This window comes from Gloeomargarita sp. SRBZ-1_bins_9, from assembly GCA_039794565.1.
In the GTDB taxonomy this organism is placed as follows: domain Bacteria; phylum Cyanobacteriota; class Cyanobacteriia; order Gloeomargaritales; family Gloeomargaritaceae; genus Gloeomargarita.
Genome location: JAUQVX010000012.1, coordinates 20,577 through 37,430, shown reverse-complemented (window position 1 = coordinate 37,430; position 16,854 = coordinate 20,577). Strand labels below are relative to the sequence as shown.

Annotated in this window: 18 protein-coding genes; 10 read left to right on the top strand and 8 right to left on the bottom strand. The window is 60.1% G+C overall.

The genetic code is table 11. From position 1 onward, the window contains the following. Positions 1–84: 84 nt before the first annotated feature. Positions 85–741 (top strand): NAD(P)H-dependent oxidoreductase, encoded by a 657-nt coding sequence (locus tag Q6L55_09910; GenBank protein ID MEN9259023.1) that lies wholly within the window; start codon positions 85–87, stop codon positions 739–741. On the opposite strand, the gene Q6L55_09905 is transcribed toward Q6L55_09910, so the two are convergent. The 4 genes from Q6L55_09905 to Q6L55_09890 are packed head-to-tail and all read right to left on the bottom strand — an operon-like array spanning position 725 to position 3,725. Then, positions 725–1,975, bottom strand: coding sequence for a methionine gamma-lyase family protein (locus tag Q6L55_09905; protein ID MEN9259022.1), 1,251 nt, complete (start codon positions 1,973–1,975; stop codon positions 725–727). The two genes, Q6L55_09910 and Q6L55_09905, sit on opposite strands and share 17 nt — an antisense overlap. Then, a complete protein-coding gene (locus Q6L55_09900) occupies positions 1,976–2,464 on the bottom strand; it encodes a GNAT family N-acetyltransferase (GenBank protein ID MEN9259021.1) in 489 nt (162 codons plus the stop codon). Between the two features lie 2 nt (positions 2,465–2,466). Beyond that, the gene (locus tag Q6L55_09895) at positions 2,467–3,105 is read right to left on the bottom strand and encodes a Mo-dependent nitrogenase C-terminal domain-containing protein (GenBank protein ID MEN9259020.1); all 639 of its coding nucleotides are present in this window, start codon (positions 3,103–3,105) and stop codon (positions 2,467–2,469) included. A 14-nt stretch (positions 3,106–3,119) separates the two neighbouring features. Further along, a complete protein-coding gene (locus Q6L55_09890) occupies positions 3,120–3,725 on the bottom strand; it encodes a CPP1-like family protein (GenBank protein ID MEN9259019.1) in 606 nt (201 codons plus the stop codon). A 250-nt stretch (positions 3,726–3,975) separates the two neighbouring features. On the opposite strand from Q6L55_09890, the gene Q6L55_09885 reads away from it, so the two are divergent. Further along, positions 3,976–6,561, top strand: coding sequence for a DUF3536 domain-containing protein (locus Q6L55_09885; protein MEN9259018.1), 2,586 nt, complete (start codon positions 3,976–3,978; stop codon positions 6,559–6,561). On the opposite strand, the gene Q6L55_09880 is transcribed toward Q6L55_09885, so the two are convergent. Both Q6L55_09880 and Q6L55_09875 read right to left on the bottom strand, forming a co-directional pair. Next, complete coding sequence (locus Q6L55_09880) at positions 6,452–7,627, bottom strand: aldo/keto reductase (GenBank protein ID MEN9259017.1); 1,176 nt, start codon at positions 7,625–7,627, stop codon at positions 6,452–6,454. The two genes, Q6L55_09885 and Q6L55_09880, sit on opposite strands and share 110 nt — an antisense overlap. Positions 7,628–7,632: 5 nt before the next feature. Next, positions 7,633–8,217: a Uma2 family endonuclease gene (locus Q6L55_09875; GenBank protein ID MEN9259016.1), complete on the bottom strand. Its 585-nt coding sequence runs from the start codon at positions 8,215–8,217 to the stop codon at positions 7,633–7,635. Positions 8,218–8,415: 198 nt separating this feature from the next. Here Q6L55_09875 and hpnH point away from each other — a divergent pair, with 198 nt between their 5' ends. From hpnH to rbfA, 3 genes are read left to right on the top strand one after another with little or no spacing between them, the layout of a single operon-like run. Then, positions 8,416–9,438 carry an adenosyl-hopene transferase HpnH gene (gene hpnH, locus Q6L55_09870; protein ID MEN9259015.1) on the top strand — a complete coding sequence of 341 codons (1,023 nt, stop codon included), beginning with the start codon at positions 8,416–8,418 and terminating at the stop codon, positions 9,436–9,438. Positions 9,439–9,488: 50 nt separating this feature from the next. After that, positions 9,489–10,157, top strand: a complete 669-nt coding sequence (gene psb29, locus Q6L55_09865; GenBank protein MEN9259014.1) for a photosystem II biogenesis protein Psp29 — start codon at positions 9,489–9,491, stop codon at positions 10,155–10,157. Between the two features lie 32 nt (positions 10,158–10,189). Then, on the top strand, positions 10,190–10,570 hold the full coding sequence (gene rbfA / locus Q6L55_09860; protein MEN9259013.1) for a 30S ribosome-binding factor RbfA: 381 nt from the start codon (positions 10,190–10,192) through the stop codon (positions 10,568–10,570). Here the strand turns inward: rbfA and Q6L55_09855 are convergent. Continuing rightward, on the bottom strand, positions 10,509–11,396 hold the full coding sequence (locus Q6L55_09855; protein MEN9259012.1) for a transglutaminase family protein: 888 nt from the start codon (positions 11,394–11,396) through the stop codon (positions 10,509–10,511). The genes rbfA and Q6L55_09855 overlap by 62 nt on opposite strands. A gap of 306 nt (positions 11,397–11,702) precedes the next feature. On the opposite strand from Q6L55_09855, the gene Q6L55_09850 reads away from it, so the two are divergent. Genes Q6L55_09850 through rsmB form a run of 4 tightly spaced genes read left to right on the top strand, consistent with a single transcriptional unit; the run spans position 11,703 to position 14,727 of the window. Continuing rightward, positions 11,703–11,918: a hypothetical protein gene (locus tag Q6L55_09850; GenBank protein MEN9259011.1), complete on the top strand. Its 216-nt coding sequence runs from the start codon at positions 11,703–11,705 to the stop codon at positions 11,916–11,918. Between the two features lie 30 nt (positions 11,919–11,948). After that, positions 11,949–12,242 (top strand): hypothetical protein, encoded by a 294-nt coding sequence (locus Q6L55_09845; GenBank protein ID MEN9259010.1) that lies wholly within the window; start codon positions 11,949–11,951, stop codon positions 12,240–12,242. 27 nt (positions 12,243–12,269) lie between these two features. After that, entirely contained in the window at positions 12,270–13,391 is a 1,122-nt protein-coding gene (locus tag Q6L55_09840) for a glycosyltransferase family 4 protein (protein ID MEN9259009.1), read from the top strand. Further along, positions 13,357–14,727, top strand: coding sequence for a 16S rRNA (cytosine(967)-C(5))-methyltransferase RsmB (rsmB, locus tag Q6L55_09835; GenBank protein MEN9259008.1), 1,371 nt, complete (start codon positions 13,357–13,359; stop codon positions 14,725–14,727). Before Q6L55_09840 ends, rsmB begins: the two co-directional genes overlap by 35 nt. Positions 14,728–14,774: 47 nt before the next feature. Here the strand turns inward: rsmB and psbP are convergent, their stop codons facing one another. Further along, the gene (psbP, locus tag Q6L55_09830; GenBank protein MEN9259007.1) at positions 14,775–15,314 is read right to left on the bottom strand and encodes a photosystem II reaction center PsbP; all 540 of its coding nucleotides are present in this window, start codon (positions 15,312–15,314) and stop codon (positions 14,775–14,777) included. 100 nt (positions 15,315–15,414) lie between these two features. Here psbP and Q6L55_09825 point away from each other — a divergent pair, with 100 nt between their 5' ends. Next, complete coding sequence (locus tag Q6L55_09825) at positions 15,415–16,848, top strand: carotenoid oxygenase family protein (protein ID MEN9259006.1); 1,434 nt, start codon at positions 15,415–15,417, stop codon at positions 16,846–16,848. Positions 16,849–16,854: the final 6 nt, after the last annotated feature.

Genomic DNA, 16,854 nt, shown 5'->3' with positions numbered 1-16,854 from the left:
TTCTCCGAGTGGCCAGTCCCCCCAACGGATAGGGTGGCCCTATAATGCAAAACAAAGGTTAACTTTTGTAAAGGGGGCTAGGGCATGTTGGCGGGGGTTTCACCGGAGTTCGTACAGCAGCGGTTGTCCTGGCGGTACGCCACCAAAAAGTTTGACCCCACCCGGAAAATTCCGCCGGAGATTTGGGCGGTTTTGGAGGAAAGTTTACGCCTGGCCCCTTCTTCCTTTGGCCTGCAGCCTTGGCGATTTGTGGTGGTGCACAACCCGGACATCCGGGCGCAGTTGGTGGAGTACTCCTGGGGGCAAAAGCAGGTGGTTGAGGCCTCCCATCTGGTGGTCCTGGCGCTGCAAAAAAACCTGGGTCCGGCGGATGTGGATCGGTATTTGGCGCGCATAGCCCAGGTGCAGGGGGTGCCCCTAGAGAAATTGCAGGGACTGGGCCAGCTTATCAAAAACTTTTTGACCCATCCCCCCTATCCCCTGAATTTGGAAGAATGGGCCGCCCGTCAGGTGTATATTGCACTGGGGCAACTGATGACGGTGGCGGCGTTTTTGGGGATTGACACCTGCCCGATGGAGGGATTCATCCCTGATAAATACGACGAAATCCTGGGGCTGAAGGAAACCCCCTATCGCTCAGTGGTGGTGTGTCCATTGGGTTACCGCGCCGCCGACGACCCCCAGGCTCAACGCCCCAAGGTGCGCTATGAAAAAAGCGAGGTATTCATGTACGTGAATTAGGGGCCAGCTCCGGCAGGAGGTGTTCCAGCGCCCAGAGCCAGTGCAACCAGGTGGTGCCCCCTTGACAAAACACCACATAAGGCGGTCGCAGGGGACCATCGGCGGACAGCTCGCTCGTGCTGCCGTCAATAAACGTGCCGCCGGCCATCACTAATTGGCTCTCGTATCCCGGCGTGACGGCTGGCACAGGGTCCACATAGCTCCCCACCGGACTGAGGCGCTGCAGGAGCCGACAAAAGCGCACCAACTTGTCCGGGTCCCCCAACTGGATGGCCTGGATGGTGTCGGGCCGGGGTTGTTCTGGCGTCGGCTGCACCGGATAGCCCAGGCGTTGGCAGGTGGCCGCCAGCAGCAATCCCCCCTTGAGGGCCTCTCCCACCATCTGCGGCGCCAGAAACAACCCCTGGAACAACAGGCGATTGAACCCCAGGGACGCTCCGGCTTCCATGCCGATCCCCGGCGCGCTTAAACGATTCGCCGCCAGTTGCACATAGGCCCGTTTGCCGGCCACGTATCCGCCGCAAGGGGCAATGGTTCCCCCCGGATTTTTGATCAACGACCCGGCGATCAGGTCAGCCCCCACCATCGGCGGCTCCTGGGTCTCAGCAAATTCGCCGTAGCAGTTGTCCACCACGCAAATGACCCGGGGATTGACCTGCTTAACCCGCTCAACAATGTAGCCGACCTCCGCCACCGTCAGACTGCGCCGCCAACTATAGCCGCAGGAGCGCTGAATCAACACCACCCGGGTGCGGGGACCTACTGCCTGGGGCAGGGCCTGCCAATCCACCTCCCCTGTAGGCGTCAAATCCACCTGCCGGTAAAGGACGCCGAAATCCTGGAGCGACCCCTGCCCTGAGTCCCGCAGCCCCAACACCGGTTCCAACGTGTCATAGGGCGCTCCTGTTGCCACCAGCAGTTCATCCCCCGGACGCAACACCCCATACAGGGCACAGGCAATGGCATGGGTGCCGGAGAAAAACTGGGGACGCACCAGCGCCGCCTCCGCCCCCATCACCTGGGCAAACACCCGCTCCAGGGTTTCCCGCCCCTGGTCCCCGTGCCCATAGCCAGTCGTTTCGTGAAAGTGGTGCACCCCCACCCGCTGGTCGGCCATGGCCTGCAGCACCCGCGCCAAGTTGGTTTTCACCAGGGCATCAATCGCCTGGAACCGGGGCTGCAATTCCGCCAGCACCGCCTGGAGCAAAGGATGATCCGTCAGGGAAATGGCCATCTAATCCGCCAACCATTGATACATCACCAGGGCATCAATATACCCCAGCCGCGGGTGGCAAAAGGCCTTAGGCAAGCGCCCCACAACCCTAAACCCCAGTTTTTGCCACAGGTGAATGGCCACCCTATTGCTGGCGGCGACAAAGTTAAACTGCATCGCCTTGTACCCCAACACCCGGGCCATCTGCAACGAATGTTCCCCCATCTGCCGCCCGATGCCCCGCCCCCGCCACCCCTGGGCCACGATGTAGCCGCAATTACTCACATGCCGCCCCGGTCCCCCCTGATTCGGCTTCAGGTAGTAGATACCCACAATCTGCCCATCCCACTCCGCCACGTAAGTCTTGTGGGGGACTTCCATCCACAGGTGATAGGCCTGGGTTGGTGACAGGTCCGGGTCATAGCCGTAGGTCTCCCCGGCTTGAGCCACCTCCTGAATCAGGGGCCACATCTGCAGCCAATCCTGGGGTTGCGCCTCCCGGATGTGCATATCTAGGCCGGGACATCTTCCCCCCGTTGCGCCAAAAAGGCCAGCGCCCGCAGCCGCAACCCCACCAACTGCTCATACAGGGGGTTGAGCTGGCACAAAGGAGGGATATGCACAACCTTGCGCCCAAACAACACCACATCCCGTTCAAAGGGGCATTGGGCCGGAATCAGGCGGCACAGGAAACGGGCTACTCGGGGGTCATGGATTTCCAACTGGTCCAGCCAGCGCCGCACCGGGTCGAGTAAGTCCTGACGCTCGGAGGCCTGCTGGGGCAGATACTGGTTCCCCTCCCGTTTCACCAGGGTTGCCCGTAAGTTCTCCAGTACATCCAGCGGTTGGCCGAGGGCTTGGCAAAACTGACGCAGCAGCCGGTCTTCAGCGTCCGAGTACAAGCCATCAGCCAGGGCCACCATCACCGCTGTGCGCAGGAAATCCCCCGTTCTCGGGTCGTAGGGCGGCAACGCCTGGGCCAACTCCTGCGGGGTTACCGGTCGAAAATCACCAACCTCGCTGGCCCCTAGCAAATCAGCCACCAAAGTTTTCTCCTCGTCCGTGTAATGCCCATCCGCCCAGGCGACCGTCAACAACCCCCGCAGCCACAGGTCACTTTTCACCGACTGGGGATCAGTCGCGGCGGACATAACCGGAGCAATCGTCAGCGCAAGAAACTACTGACCAACCAGAGCATGGCGAAAATGCCCCAGCTGATGGCCGTATTGGCTGGCAATCCCAGACCCAGGCTGACCAACACATTCCCCACCAGAGCGCCGAGCACCAATCCCACCAGAGTCAACAGCAGCGCCCGACCAAAGCGATGCTCCTTGCGATTCAGGAAATAGAGACTCGCCCCTATCCCCAGGGCCACGGACAAGGCCGCATTCACCGGTGCTGACCAGGCCCAAAACCCTAACCCGGCATACACCAAACTGGTCCAGACCACATCGGTCGTGGTGGGTGTGTCAATCCAGTTACGCAATTGTTCAGCCCAGGCCGGTAGGGTGGCCGTGCGCACATCGCTTTTTTCCGCCGTCGCCACCATGTGCCGCTCCGCATAGCGAATCCGCTCCGGCACCTTAATACGCCCTTCCTGCCGTTGGCGCAGCCGGTCCATCAGGATGGCATCATAGGCCATTTCCACCACCTGGGCCCGTTTTTCATCCCCCTGGCACTCCCGTAGCAGTTGCGCCCGCGCGGCCTGCACTTCTTCAAAGGAGGCATCTTCACTGACCCCTAACTGCGCGTAGGGATTGGTCTCGCTCATAGTGGCATCCACTTGCTCCCGCTATTTTTAGCCTAATGCACCAAGCCAAGGGACTACAAGTTGCAGAAACCAAAAATTCTGTAAAAATTGGGCAAGTATCGTCACAGTAGGTGTTTACCGTTGGTGGCGGCCTGTAAAGTTTTGCAAAAACCAAAGGAGCGTCCAAAGCTAAAGATTTTGGGGAGAACGGGCCGTTGGGCTTGGCCACAAAGTTAACGTAAAATTAACCCGACAGCAACCGGGAGGGAGTATGGGGCCAACGGAGGTATACGTGACCATTCATGGGCATTTTTACCAGCCCCCCCGGGAGAACCCCTACCTGGAGGCGATTGAGCGGCAGGAGGGGGCAGCCCCCTTTCACGACTGGAACGAGCGCATCTTCCATGAGTGCTATCGTCCCAACGCCTTCGCTCGGGTCTTAAGTGACGACGGCGACGTGATCGATATCGTCAACAACTTTGAATACTTGAGTTTTAACATCGGCCCGACCCTCTTCAGTTGGCTGGAGCGCTACGACCTGGAGACTTACCAGCGCATCCTTGAGGCGGACCGGCGCAGTTGCGAGCGGCTCAACGGCCACGGCAACGCCATTGCCCAGGTTTACAACCATATCATCATGCCCCTGGCCTCGACCCGGGACAAATTCACCCAAGTGCGCTGGGCCAAGGCAGACTTTTTTGCCCGGTTTGGGCGCTGGCCGGAGGGGATGTGGCTGGCAGAAACCGCCATTGACTACGAAACCTTGGCGGTGTTGGTGGCGGAGGGGTTTAAGTTCACCATCATTGCCCCGTCCCAGGCGCAGCGTTGTCGGCCGTTGGCGGGGGGGGAATGGTTGGAGGTGGGGGGCGGCCAGATTGACCCTACCCGTCCTTACCTATGCCGGATTCCCGACGAGGTCCTGCCGGAATACGGTCGCCAGCGCAGCATCGCCATTTTTGTTTATGACGGGCCGATTTCTGGGGATATGGGCTTTGGGGATGTCCTCTGCAGCAGTCAAACCCTGGTGGGGCGCTTGGGGATGGCGGTGCAACCGGGACGCACCCAATTGATTGCCGTCGCCACGGACGGGGAGACCTTTGGGCACCACAAAAAGGGGGCGGAAAAGACCATCGCCTATGCCTTGACGCGGGAAATTCCCCGGCGTGGCTGGAAGGTGACCAATTTTGCCCATTACCTGAGCTTGCACCCGCCCGAGTGGGAGATCGTCATCAAGCCCCGCACAGCCTGGAGTTGCGCCCATGGGGTGGAACGCTGGCGATCGGATTGCGGCTGTGGCGGGGGGGGAGGCTGGCACCAAAAGTGGCGGTTGCCCCTGCGCCAAAGTCTGGACTGGCTGGCCCAGCAACTGGACGCCCTGTATGAGGAATGGGCGGGGGACTGGCTGGTCAACCCCTGGCAGGCGCGGGACGAATACATCCAGGTCATTCGGGAACGGACCCGGGAGCAGACCCAAGCTTTTTTGGCCCGGCACCAGCGCTATCCCCTGACGCCGGAAGAACAGGTGGATGTGTTGCGCTTGTTGGAAATGCAGCGCTACCGGTTGTTGATGTTCACCAGTTGCGGGTGGTTCTTCGACGAACTGTCCCGGCCCGAAGGGGTACAAATCCTGCGCTATGCCGACCGGGCGATCACTTGGGCGCGGGAGGTCACCGGTCAAGATTTGGAACCGGAGTTTCGCAAGCGGCTGGCTTTAGCCCCTAGCAACTTACCCCAGTACGTTAACGGCGAGGTGGTGTACCAACAACGGGTGGAAACGGCCCGGGTGACCATGGCCCAGGTGGCCGCCCACTACGGCATTAGTTCCCTGTACACCACCTATCCCCGCCAGGAACAACTCTACTGCTACCGCATTGACCAAAAGGACTATCAAATTTACCGGCTGGGCACTTTGACGTTGGCGGTGGGGGAGGTCACGATCACGTCGGTGATCACCTGGGAGAGGCAACACTTGGTCCTGGCGGTTCTGCACTTGGGCGGTTGGGATTTTCACTGTTGCCTCCAGCTCTACAAGGGACGCAAAGCCTATCAGCAGTTGCGGGATCAGCTGGTACAGGTGTTTCACCAGGGCAGCGGAGCGCAAACGGTGCTGGCCATGGCCCGTCTGTTCAACGGTGGCGCCTGCTACGGTCTGCGGGATGTGTTCAGCGAAGAGCGCCAGCGCATCATCACCTTCCTAGCCCAGACCACCCTGACGCACCTCGACCAGCTCTACAGCCAGGTCTATCGGGAAAACTACGGCGTGGTGATGGCCTTCCGGCGGGACCATCTGCCTGTGCCCCAGGAGTTGCAGGTGGCGGCGGCCATCAGCTTGAGCCAGCGGGCCATGATGCTCCTGCGGCAGTTGGAGCTGGAAACGAGCAATCCCCTGCAGGATAGCCCCCCCAACGGTCTGGCCTATTTACAGGAGCTGCATAGCCTGGCCCAGGAGGTGGACCAAGTGGGGGTGCGGCTGGAGATCCCCGAAGGGCGGCAAATCATCGAACGCTTGCTGCTCACCTGGTTAGAAGGATTACTCAGCCATGGGCCGGCGGCGTTACTACGGTTGGGGATTCAGCGCTGGCGACACCTTTTCCAATGGGCCCAGCAACTCAATCTGCACCTGCAACTGGACCGGATTCAGGAGCGTTATTTTGCCTGGGCGGTGCAGGGGAAATTGGCGCCCGACCTCCTGGAGTTGGCTCCCCTGATCAAAGTGGCACCCCCCAGTTGTTCCACAGAACCCTGGCTCAAGCCCCTGATAAGCGCTGGCCGGTTGCTCCCCCCAACAACCGATGGGCCCGCTGCAATCGCCGCAACACCTCCTCCGGCTGGGGATGCCGAGCCAAACAGGCCCTGAGTTCCCCTAGGGGCAAATCGGCGGCATTGCGCCCCGGCACCCAATGGCCCCCCGGCCCTAACATGCCATAGCGCGCCCGGCTGTACTCCCACAGGTCAAAGGCCTCCGCCAGGTTGAGCAACCGTAAAATCAGGGGCATATTGATCTGACCCGGCGTCTCGAACCAGGGGGGCAAATTCACCGCCCATTGCTCATACCACTCGCGCCCGAGGGCTTCGATGGCTGCTTGCTCCAACCGCTGGAGAATGGGGGGTAGCACCCGCTGGGCCTGGGGTAACAGGGGCAGCGTTTGCAAATGGGTGTCAAAGTCTCCAGGGCAGGACGCCCCCACACTCAAGGTATGCACCTGGGGATGACTTAAACAAAACAAATCATTAAACACCATGGGATGCAGGGGGTGGCACAAACGCACCAGCTTGTCCGGGGGGTTGTACAGATGCCCGCCCTTGTCACTCGGGCTAATAATGAACACCCCCATGTCCTGTTTCTCCGCCGCCAAAATAGCTGGCCAATTCTCCTGAAAAATGTAATACCAGTGCAGGTTGACGTAATCAAATTCCCCCGTATTGATGGCCTGGGTAATCAAGCTCACATGTCCATGGGTGGAAAACCCCACAAAGTGCACCCGGCCTTCCCGTTGCCATTGCCGCACCAGGGGTAAGCACACCTGCAAGCTCCACTGCAAATGCTCAGGCAAATTGATCCCGTGAATCGCCAACAAATCCACATACTCCAGTTGTAAATAGCGCAGGGAGGTGGCGAATTTATGGGCAAATTCCTGGGCATCGGGCGTCGGAGCAATCTTGGTTTGCACAATTAATTTGTCGCGGGGAAATTCCCCCAAAACCCAACCCAACTGCATCTCAGAAGTGCCGTAACCCCTTGCCGTTTCGATGTGGGTAATCCCCAGTTCCCAAGCCCGGTGAATCGTTGCCCGCAGGTTTTCCTGGTTGTCCTTGGGGATAGCCGCCGGGTCCTGGTCTTGCCACTTGTACTGGTAGCGCATCCCGCCGCAGGAAAACACCGGCATGGCCAACTCCGTGCGACCAAAACGGCGGTACTCCATCGCCCTTAGGAACCTAGGAGAGATGTTAAATTCACCACCAGTCCCGGCAGCACCTCTTCCCCCGTCAACGGCACGGCGAAATCTTGGGTGCGGGGGGCCACACCAGGGCGATAAATGGTCACTGTTTGTTGTTGCGGGTCCATCAACCAACCCAAGCGCGCCCCGTTAGCCAAGTATTCCGCCATCTTAGCCCGCACCAGGTTAGGGTCGTCCGCAGGCGAGAGGATCTCCACTACAAAATCAGGGCACAAGGGGACCAAACCTCGACATTCCTCCAGCGATAAACAATCCCACTTTTCCTTGGCAATCCAGGCCACAGCCGGCGAACGAATCGCCCCATTAGGTAACCGAAAACCCGTGGAGGAATCAAATACATAACCCAAAGCCGTTTGCCGGTTCCACAGGATGAAGTTAGCGTTCAAATTAGCGTTGTAAAATCCGGTTTCCCCTCCCGTTGGCGGCATAGCTAGCGGTTCCCCATCGGCAGTGAGTTCCCAGCGCAGGTCGGGATTGGCTTTTACCCATTCCCGAAACTCGGTTTCTGTCCAGCGTAAGGTGGGGGGAAGGCGCAACGGTAAACCGGCAGTCATGGGCTATCGGCAACAGTTCTACCCCTAGCATTATAAATCGTCGGGCAGTAGCTTCTATACAACGTCAGTGCAAATCAAATAGCCTCTGTCCCTTAAGCAACCGTGTCAAGGGACGATACCGGACACCTCTGACTTGCCAGGCGGGGGGAAATCCTTTACAGTGGCAGATGGGAAACCCCTGTGGTGAGGAGTTGCAGCATGGCCATTCACTGGTTGCAGGCGCTGGAAGTCGGGAAGTATTTAGTAACCCAACGGATGCTGGGGCGTAAGAAGTTTGCCCTGACTTTGATGCTAGAACCCCTGTTTCGCTGTAATTTGGCCTGCGCCGGCTGTGGTAAGATTCAACATCCACCGGAGGTACTGAAACGGCATCTCACCCCAGAGGAATGTTTCCGGGCCGTTGAGGAGTGCGGCGCGCCTATCGTGGCCATTCCTGGTGGGGAACCCCTGTTGCATCCCCAGATTGATGAAATCGTGGCCGGGCTGGTGGCACGCCGCAAGTTTGTCTATCTGTGTACCAACGGTCTGCTGCTGGAGAAGAGTTTACACAAATTTAAGCCGTCCCCTTACTTTGCCTTCAGCGTGCATATTGACGGGATGCGGGAGCGCCATGATCAATCGGTGAACCGGCAGGGGGTGTTCGATATTGCCATTAGGGCCATTAAGGCGGCCAAAAAGGCGGGCTTTCGGGTGACGACCAATACTACCGTTTTTGCCGGTACCCAACCGGAGGAAATCCAGGAGTTGTTTGATTTCCTGACGGAATTGGGGGTGGATGGGATGATGGTTTCCCCAGGCTACAGCTATGAATGGGCGCCGGACCAGGAACACTTTCTCCAGCGGGAGCAGACACGGGCGCTGTTTCGGCAAATCCTGGCCCCCTACCGCCGAGGTCTCAAAAAATGGAATTTCAACCACAACCCCCTGTTTTTGGACTTTCTCATTGGTGAAAAGGACTACGAATGCACGCCCTGGGGGATGCCAAGTTACAGTGTCCTAGGTTGGCAAAGGCCCTGTTATTTGCTCAACGAAGGTCACTGCCAAAGCTATCAGGAATTGCTGGAAACGACGGCGTGGGAAAAGTACGGTCACGCCAGCGGCAACCCCAAATGCCGGGACTGCATGGTGCATTGTGGCTATGAACCGACGGCTGCCCTGGATGCCATGGAACCGTCGAATGCTGCCCGGTCCCTGGCGAGTGTGTTGGGGTTGGGGCGCTAGGCCGGGAACAGGGTAAGATAAATAACAGTCGCTTGCCGGGGTTTGCGCCTGTGTCTGCTGTACCGACGGTTGCCGATACCAAGCGGGCTTTTTACCAGTACCATCCCCGCCCGATTCATTCGGTCTATCAACGGGTGGTGGAGGAGTTGTTGGTGGAGATGCACCTGCTGCACGTCAATGTGGCCTTTCGTTACCGGCCCTTGTATGCCCTGGGGGTGGTGACGGCCTTTGATACCTTGATGCAGCATTACACACCGGCGGCGCACCGGGAGTCAATTTTTCGGGCGTTGTGTTGCTCCCTCCACCAGGACCCCCAGCAGTACCGGCAGGATGCGCAACAGTTGCTGGCGTTGGCGCAAGGGGAAAGTGGGGCGCGCTTGCGGGCGTGGTTGGCTCAACCGGAAACGGGGTTTTCCGACCATGACCCGTTGCAGCGGGAGTTGCAGGCCTGGGTAACGCCCCCGATTCCCAAGTACAGTCGCCTGGCGGCGGTGGGGCTGTGGACGTTGGTGCAGACGGTGCTGCCGGAGACGCCGGAGCAGTGGCCCCAGGCGGTCCAAACCTTAGCCCAGGGGATACAGTGGAATCCAGAAAAGGTGCAGCGGGACCTGGAACTGTATCGCAGTACGCTGGACCGGTTGAACCAGGCGCGGGCGGTGTTGGCGGATATGCGCAAGGGCGGCGATCTCACACCGTCGGCTCCGGTGGCGGCATCCTAGGGCTTGGCAGTGCCACACAAGGAGGAGAACCTATGGCTACCAGTCGCCGGGTGGAGCGGGTTGCAGAACTGATCAAGCGGGAGGTGAGCCAGTTGCTGCTCAAGGGCATCAAGGACGACCGGGTGGGGCAAGGACTGGTGAGCGTAACGGATGTGGAGGTGTCGGGGGATTTGCAGCATGCCCAGATTTATGTGAGTATTTACGGGCCGCCGGAGGTGCGGGCGCAAACCATGGCAGGGTTGCATTCGGCAACGGGTTACGTACGGTCGGTGCTGGGGCAACGGATTCGCCTGCGCCGTACCCCTGAGGTGGTTTTCCGGGAAGATACCTCCCTAGAGCGGGGGAGCCGCGTCATTGCCCTGTTGAATCGCCTGAAGCAGGAGCGGGCTGAGTCGTCGCCGGCCCAGGAGTAATGGCGATCTCATAGGTCAAGGTCCCTGTCACACCGGGGGTCAGTACTTGGCCGGTCACGGGTAGGGTGTCCTGGGGATGGGGCCGGGCGGTTAGGGCCACGTAGCGGTCGTTGACGGCCAAACCGTGGGTGGGGTCGTAGCCACGCCAGCCGGCACCGGGGAGATAGACTTCTGCCCAGGCGTGTAAATGGCGGTGGGGCCAATCGGGGTCCCCTTCGTGGTAACCGCTGACAAAACGGGCGGCTAACCCCATGGCTCGACACACGGCTATAAATAGGACGGTCAAATCGCGACAGGCTCCTTCGCGCCGTTGCCAGGTCAAACCGGCCGGCCAGGCCGCCCCTGTAGGCCGAATGATGTGGGTGCATTTGCTGTAGATGGTCTGGTTTAACTGCCAGAGAAAGGGGACCACTTGGGCGTCGCTGGCCAGCCAGAGTTCCTGGGCCAGGGCGGTGGCGGCGGGGTCGGGGTCCTGGACCAGGTAGGGTTGTAGCTCCTGGCGTAACCGGGCGGGATAGTCCAGGGGCAGGGTCACGGCCCAGGGTTCCAGCAGGAAATCAAAGGGATTTTGCCGATGGGTGCGCACCACCGTTTCCATGGTGATGTGCCAATCAGTGACCCCAGCTGGGGGGATAAACACCTGTTCCGTGCTGCCGTCCAGGGCAATGTTAACGTAACTGTGCTGGGGCGGGGGGTCGGTTTGTAAGTTGTAGTGCTCGACGGTTTGGGTGCAGTCGCTGCGGGGATGCAGGCGCACCACCTGGGGCGATAGCCGCACCGGCTGGGGATAGCGGTAGTGCAAACGGTGACGGATGTGATAGCGCATGACCAGACTAGGGCCTTTTGCTAGAGTATGCAGGGGGGGATTGCCGCAGGATCGTTTACCATGCAACAGCGGCGGGGATGGGTTTGGGGTATGGGACTGGCAGTACTCGTCACGGGTGCAGGTGGTCAACCGACTACCCAAGCGGCCCTGGAAATTACACTGCTCTTGGGGAGCGCTCTCGAGGAATTCTGCAACTAGGGGATGCCTTGGTTCACCGACCGCAACCCCCAGCTCGCTGATGGCACACCCTTGCCCAGCCGTTGCCCTACCTTGGGGTCGGGGGACGTGGTAACGCTAGCGCAGTAGGTGAGCGATTCCCTGCGTTTTCTACCCATCCAGGAACTGGTGGCCCGTTGGGGTGTGCGACCGGGGTTGCCCTTGGGTAATCGGTTCACGCCGGCCAACGGAGTGCAGCCCCAGCCCAGGTTTGACGCCCTAGGTCCCCCAGCGCCGACGGTGGTGGATGCTTGCGGTGACCCGTCCCTGATGCGGCGGGTAAACGGCAGGGGTTGGCTTTTGTGAACCGCCTCCGCACTTGAGGGTTCAACGGCTTTGTATGCTGCGGTGTGGGAGGCGTTTTGGTGGCGGCGGCAAAACCTCCACCCCGAGGCGAGCAAGGCGGTGGTGGTGCCGACGGACGGGGAAGATGCCAACCCTCACCTGGGCCTTCGTCAACAATTTGGCGACGGACCGGCGCATCGCCTTTGTCTCGGTGGGTTAGGGGGAGGAGGGGGAATTGAACCCCCAGGTGTGGCCACGGCTGGCGACGCTGGGGGCGGCTACCACAACACGGTCAACCGGCAACGATGGCCACTATACCTGGCCGACCTGCAACTGGAATTCTAAAATAGCGATATGCCTGGGGGTGTGGGGATGCATATTGCCTGGTTAGGGAAAAAATCGCCCTTTTGTGGGAATGTGACCTATAGCCGGGAGGTGACCAATGCCCTGCGGGACCGGGGGTATCAGGTGAGTTTTTTGCACTTTGCCCCTCCCCATGAGTGTGAGTCGGACCAGGAATTTTCCCTGCCCTGCCTGTACAAATCCCAGATTTACACCCTGCCTAGCCCCGGCGCTAGCCAAACTCTGCTGCGCACCCTGAAAAAATTGCGCCCGGATATACTCCATGCGTCGTTGACCCTGTCGCCCTTGGATTTCAGCCTGCCGGAGATTTGTGGGGAACTGGGGATTCCTTTAGTGGCGACGTTCCATCCGCCTTTTGCCAGCCGTCGGTTGAATTTGGCCGCCAGCACCCAGTTTTTGACCTACCAGCTTTATGCCCCCTGTCTGAGCAACTACGACCGGGTGATCGTGTTTTCCCAGCTCCAGAAGGATTTGCTGGTGCGTCTGGGGGTGCCGGAGCAACGACTGTGCATTATTCCCAACGGCGTGGACCCGGAACGCTATGCCCCCGGCTGGAGCAATCTCAAGCAGGAGTTGAATGCCGATTGCCTGTTTATCTATCAAGGCCGCATGGCTCTGGAAAAGAATGTGGAGGCCCTGTTGCAGGCCTGGAAACAGGCGGATTTGGGACCACGGGTGAAGTTGCTCATGGTGGGGAATGGACCGCTGGCCCCGAGCTTGATGACCCACTACGGCCCGGCGCAGGGGGTGCTGTGGTTGGGGTTTGTGGCCCAAGAGCAAGAGCGCATTCGGCTGTTGCAGGGGGCGGATGTGTTTGTGTTGCCGTCGCTAGTGGAGGGCTTGTCCCTGTCCCTGTTGGAGGCGATGGCCTGTGGGTTGGCCTGTGTGGCCACGGATGCGGGCGCCGATGGGGAGGTGTTGGAGAGGGGAGCCGGTATTGTGCTCTCGACCCAGGGGGTAGTGACCCAATTGCGCACGTTGCTGCCGATGCTGGTGCACCAACCGGAATTTCGCCGGATTTTGGGGGTCAAGGCCCGCCAGCGGGTGCTCGAGCGCTATACCCTAAGCCGCAATCTGGATTTGCTGGAAGCCCTCTATGGGGAGGTGGTTAACCCGGTCTGCTCCCGCTGACCCCCGTTACTTGGCGTGGCAGGCGTTGCAGGCCATTCAAGCGGGCGCATGGACGGAAACGGCTCTGGCTCCCTACGGGCAGGAAACCTTAACAGCACCAGACCGGCGATTGTTGATGGAGTTGGTGTGCGGAGTGACGCGCCAGCGGGGGTTTCTCGATGCGGTGATCGACCAATTGGTGCCCCGCTCACCCCCTATGGCTGTGCGTCAGTTGCTGCGTCTGGGACTGTATCAATTGCACTTTTGTCAGCAAATTCCTGACTTTGCGGCGGTGGATACGACAGTGGCCCTGGCGGAACGAGTAGGGTGCGGACGCTGGCGTGGGTTGGTGAATGCCGTACTGCGCAATTACTTGCGGATCGCTGGGGAGCGGCCCCGGCAGTTCCCGTTGCGTTTGCCCTCCGAACCGGCAGCGGCGTTGGCGATGCAGTACAGTTATCCGCTGGCCCTGGTGGAACGGTGGTTGGCCCAATTAGGACCGGCGGAAACGGCGCAACTGTGCCAGTGGTTGAACCAGCCCCCGGCCATTTACCTGCGGGTTAATTCCCTGCGGGTGGACCGGGCCAGGGTGTTGGCGCAGTTCGACCAGGCCGGTATTGCCGCCACGGCTGCCCCGGAGCTGCCCCAAGCCGTGCAGGTCACGGGGGGTGGTCCGGTCACCTCCTGGCCGGGATTTGCCGAGGGGTGGTGGACGGTGCAGGACCTGGCGGCCCAGTGGGTATCCCTCATTCTCGATCCGCAGCCGGGGGAAACGGTGATCGACGCCTGCGCGGCACCGGGGGGCAAAACCACCCACATCGCCGAGTTGATGCAGGACCGGGGGGTGGTCTGGGCCTGTGAGGTGCGCCCGGAACGGCTAGTCCCCCTGCAAGAGAACGTCCAGCGCCTGGGATTGACCTGTGTTCGTTACCGGGTGGGGGATGCCCGCACCTTTACCGACTGGCAGGGCGTGGCCGACCGGGTGCTGTTGGATGTGCCCTGTAGCGGTTGGGGGACTTTGCACCGGCATCCCGAAGCCCGCTGGCGCTATCAGGAACAGGAATTGGCGCGCCTGGTTCGGTTGCAGCAGGAGCTGTTAACAGCAGCGGCCGCCTGGGTCAAACCGGAGGGCGTTTTGGTTTATGCCACCTGCACCCTCAACCCCGCCGAGAATGTCCAACAAATTCAACAATTTCTCGCCCGGCACCCCGCTTGGCAGGTAATACCACCGATATTACCGGCGGCTTTATCCGATGCCCTTGACCCCCAAACCCACACCGTCACCTTCTGGCCCCATCGCCACCAGATGGATGGATTTTTCATCGCCAAGTTGCGCCGGGTTGAGTCTTGCCCCTGAACCGGACTGATGGGTTACTGGCGGCGGTGGCAGGATGGGGCTGACTCTTAGTTCACCTGAAATGAATTGACCGCTTTTCGCAAAAGCTCACCCACTTTGGGCCAACGGCTTTCCGGGACGGAGGCATTTAGGGTGTAGAGCTTGCCGTGGCGGGTGGTGATGGCGGCGATGTTGTGACGGGTGCCGTTGGCGGTGTTCACCACGTACTCCAGGGTGTAGTAGAGTTGCTGATCCGGGGTTTGGTGACTGTCGGCGCTGAGGAGCTGGGGTTTGCGGTCCACCGCCGCCTGGGCCAGAGCAGTTTCCATCAGCCGTTCCCCTAGCTCCGCCGGCGACCCTAGTTCAGCTAAGGTTTTCCCCGATTTCACCGGGCTGATCACCAAACTCAAGGTCTCGCTGGGGTTGATCAAGTCATGGAAAAGCACGGCGTACTTGGACTGGGGCACCTCCACCTGCACCCACCCGTTGGGATAAAGGAATTGATACCCCCCCGCCGGGTCAAGGTAGGGATTGAGACCAGCTGCCCCCAAGCTGCAACCCGTTAACCCGACCACCAGCCACACTAACCCTAACCAGACCCAACGCATCGCTAGCCCACTTGCTTCGCCTCTTTTATTCTGCCACCCACCGCCCCTCCCCCTGCGCTACAATCAGGGTATTAAATTTCTTTAAGATTTGTGACCGGCCATGACAACAGCGAGGGTGACCTATCGGCTGGAGGACTGGCAGGGGGGGCATCGCACGCAGCCGCAGGAGTTGGCCTACTGGGTGGAGGAAGTATCGGGAACGATGCCGCCGGCGTTAACAGGGACGTTGTTTCGCAATGGGCCGGGGCGCTTGGACCGGGGGGGACAGCGGTACCATCACCCCTTTGACGGGGATGGCATGGTCAACCAGGTATGTTTTCGGGATGGGCGGGCGTTTTACCGCAATTGCTACGTGCGAACGCCGGAATTTTTGGCGGAGGAACGGGCCAATCAAATCCTGTACCGGGGGGTTTTCGGCACCCAAAAACCGGGGGGCTGGTGGTCCAATCTGCTGGACCTGCGCTTGAAAAACATTGCCAATACCAACGTGGTGTACTGGGGAGACCGGTTGTTGGCCCTGTGGGAGGCGGCCCATCCCTATCGCCTGGACCCCTACACCCTAGAAACCCTGGGATTGGATAACTTGGGGGGGCTGATTCCCGAGGGCCATGGGTTTGCCGCTCACCCCCGGATTGACCCCCAGGGTGTGTTGGTGAATTTCGGCGTCAAGGCGGGCATCAACAGCGAAATCCGGCTCTATGAGTTCGATGACCAGTGGGGCCTAGTGCGGCAGCAGCAACACCTCATTAACGGATTTGCCTTCCTGCACGATTTCATCCTCACGGAAAATTACTACGTGTTTTTCCAAAATCCGGTGCATTTTTTCCCACTGCCCTACGTGCTGGGGTGGACGGGAGCGGCCCAGTGCCTCCATTTTGACCGGCAACAGCCCACCCGCATTTTGGTCATTCCCCGATCTGGCGGTCCGGTGCGGGTGTTTCTAACTGAACCCTGCTTTGTGTTTCACCATGCCAACGGCTACGAACAGGGGGATGAGCTGGTTCTGGATTCTATCTGCTATAGCCATTTCCCCACGATTGACCAGCAGACGGATTACCGGTTTGTGGATTTTGCCACCCTACCGGCGGGTCAACTCAAACGCTTTCGGGTGAATTTGACCACCCAGCGGGTCCAGGTGGAAACGCTGCTGTCGCGGTGTTGCGAATTTCCCCAGGTGCATCCCCAGCGGGTGGGACGGCCCTACCGGTGGGTTTATCTGGGGGTGGCGGCGGACCCGGTGGCCAATGCTCCGTTGCAGGGTATCCTGGCGCTGGAGGTGGATACGGGACGGCAACAGCTCTGGCTGGCAGGACCGCGGGGGTTTGTGGGGGAGCCGGTCTTTGTGCCGTGGGGGGAGGAGGAAACGGCGGGCTGGTTGATTTCCTTTGTCTATAACGCCGCACGGCAATGCACGGATGTGGTGATTCTGGAGGCGGCTAACGTGGCGGCGGGACCGGTGGCAACGTTGCACCTGCGCCATCACGTACCCTATGGGCTGCACGGGTCCTTCACGCCGGTCTATTTCGGGCCATAATTAATG

Bases quoted from the DNA above. Each gene is read 5' to 3' on its own strand.
- Q6L55_09910 (MEN9259023.1), top strand. From the start codon at position 85: ATGTTGGCGGGGGTTTCACCGGAGTTCGTACAGCAGCGGTTGTCCTGG.
- Q6L55_09905 (MEN9259022.1), bottom strand. From the start codon at position 1,975: ATGGCCATTTCCCTGACGGATCATCCTTTGCTCCAGGCGGTGCTGGCG.
- Q6L55_09900 (MEN9259021.1), bottom strand. From the start codon at position 2,464: ATGCACATCCGGGAGGCGCAACCCCAGGATTGGCTGCAGATGTGGCCC.
- Q6L55_09895 (MEN9259020.1), bottom strand. From the start codon at position 3,105: ATGTCCGCCGCGACTGATCCCCAGTCGGTGAAAAGTGACCTGTGGCTG.
- Q6L55_09890 (MEN9259019.1), bottom strand. From the start codon at position 3,725: ATGAGCGAGACCAATCCCTACGCGCAGTTAGGGGTCAGTGAAGATGCC.
- Q6L55_09885 (MEN9259018.1), top strand. From the start codon at position 3,976: ATGGGGCCAACGGAGGTATACGTGACCATTCATGGGCATTTTTACCAG.
- Q6L55_09880 (MEN9259017.1), bottom strand. From the start codon at position 7,627: ATGGAGTACCGCCGTTTTGGTCGCACGGAGTTGGCCATGCCGGTGTTT.
- Q6L55_09875 (MEN9259016.1), bottom strand. From the start codon at position 8,217: ATGACTGCCGGTTTACCGTTGCGCCTTCCCCCCACCTTACGCTGGACA.
- hpnH (MEN9259015.1), top strand. From the start codon at position 8,416: ATGGCCATTCACTGGTTGCAGGCGCTGGAAGTCGGGAAGTATTTAGTA.
- rbfA (MEN9259013.1), top strand. From the start codon at position 10,190: ATGGCTACCAGTCGCCGGGTGGAGCGGGTTGCAGAACTGATCAAGCGG.
- Q6L55_09855 (MEN9259012.1), bottom strand. From the start codon at position 11,396: ATGCGCTATCACATCCGTCACCGTTTGCACTACCGCTATCCCCAGCCG.
- Q6L55_09840 (MEN9259009.1), top strand. From the start codon at position 12,270: ATGCATATTGCCTGGTTAGGGAAAAAATCGCCCTTTTGTGGGAATGTG.
- rsmB (MEN9259008.1), top strand. From the start codon at position 13,357: ATGGGGAGGTGGTTAACCCGGTCTGCTCCCGCTGACCCCCGTTACTTG.
- psbP (MEN9259007.1), bottom strand. From the start codon at position 15,314: ATGCGTTGGGTCTGGTTAGGGTTAGTGTGGCTGGTGGTCGGGTTAACG.
- Q6L55_09825 (MEN9259006.1), top strand. From the start codon at position 15,415: ATGACAACAGCGAGGGTGACCTATCGGCTGGAGGACTGGCAGGGGGGG.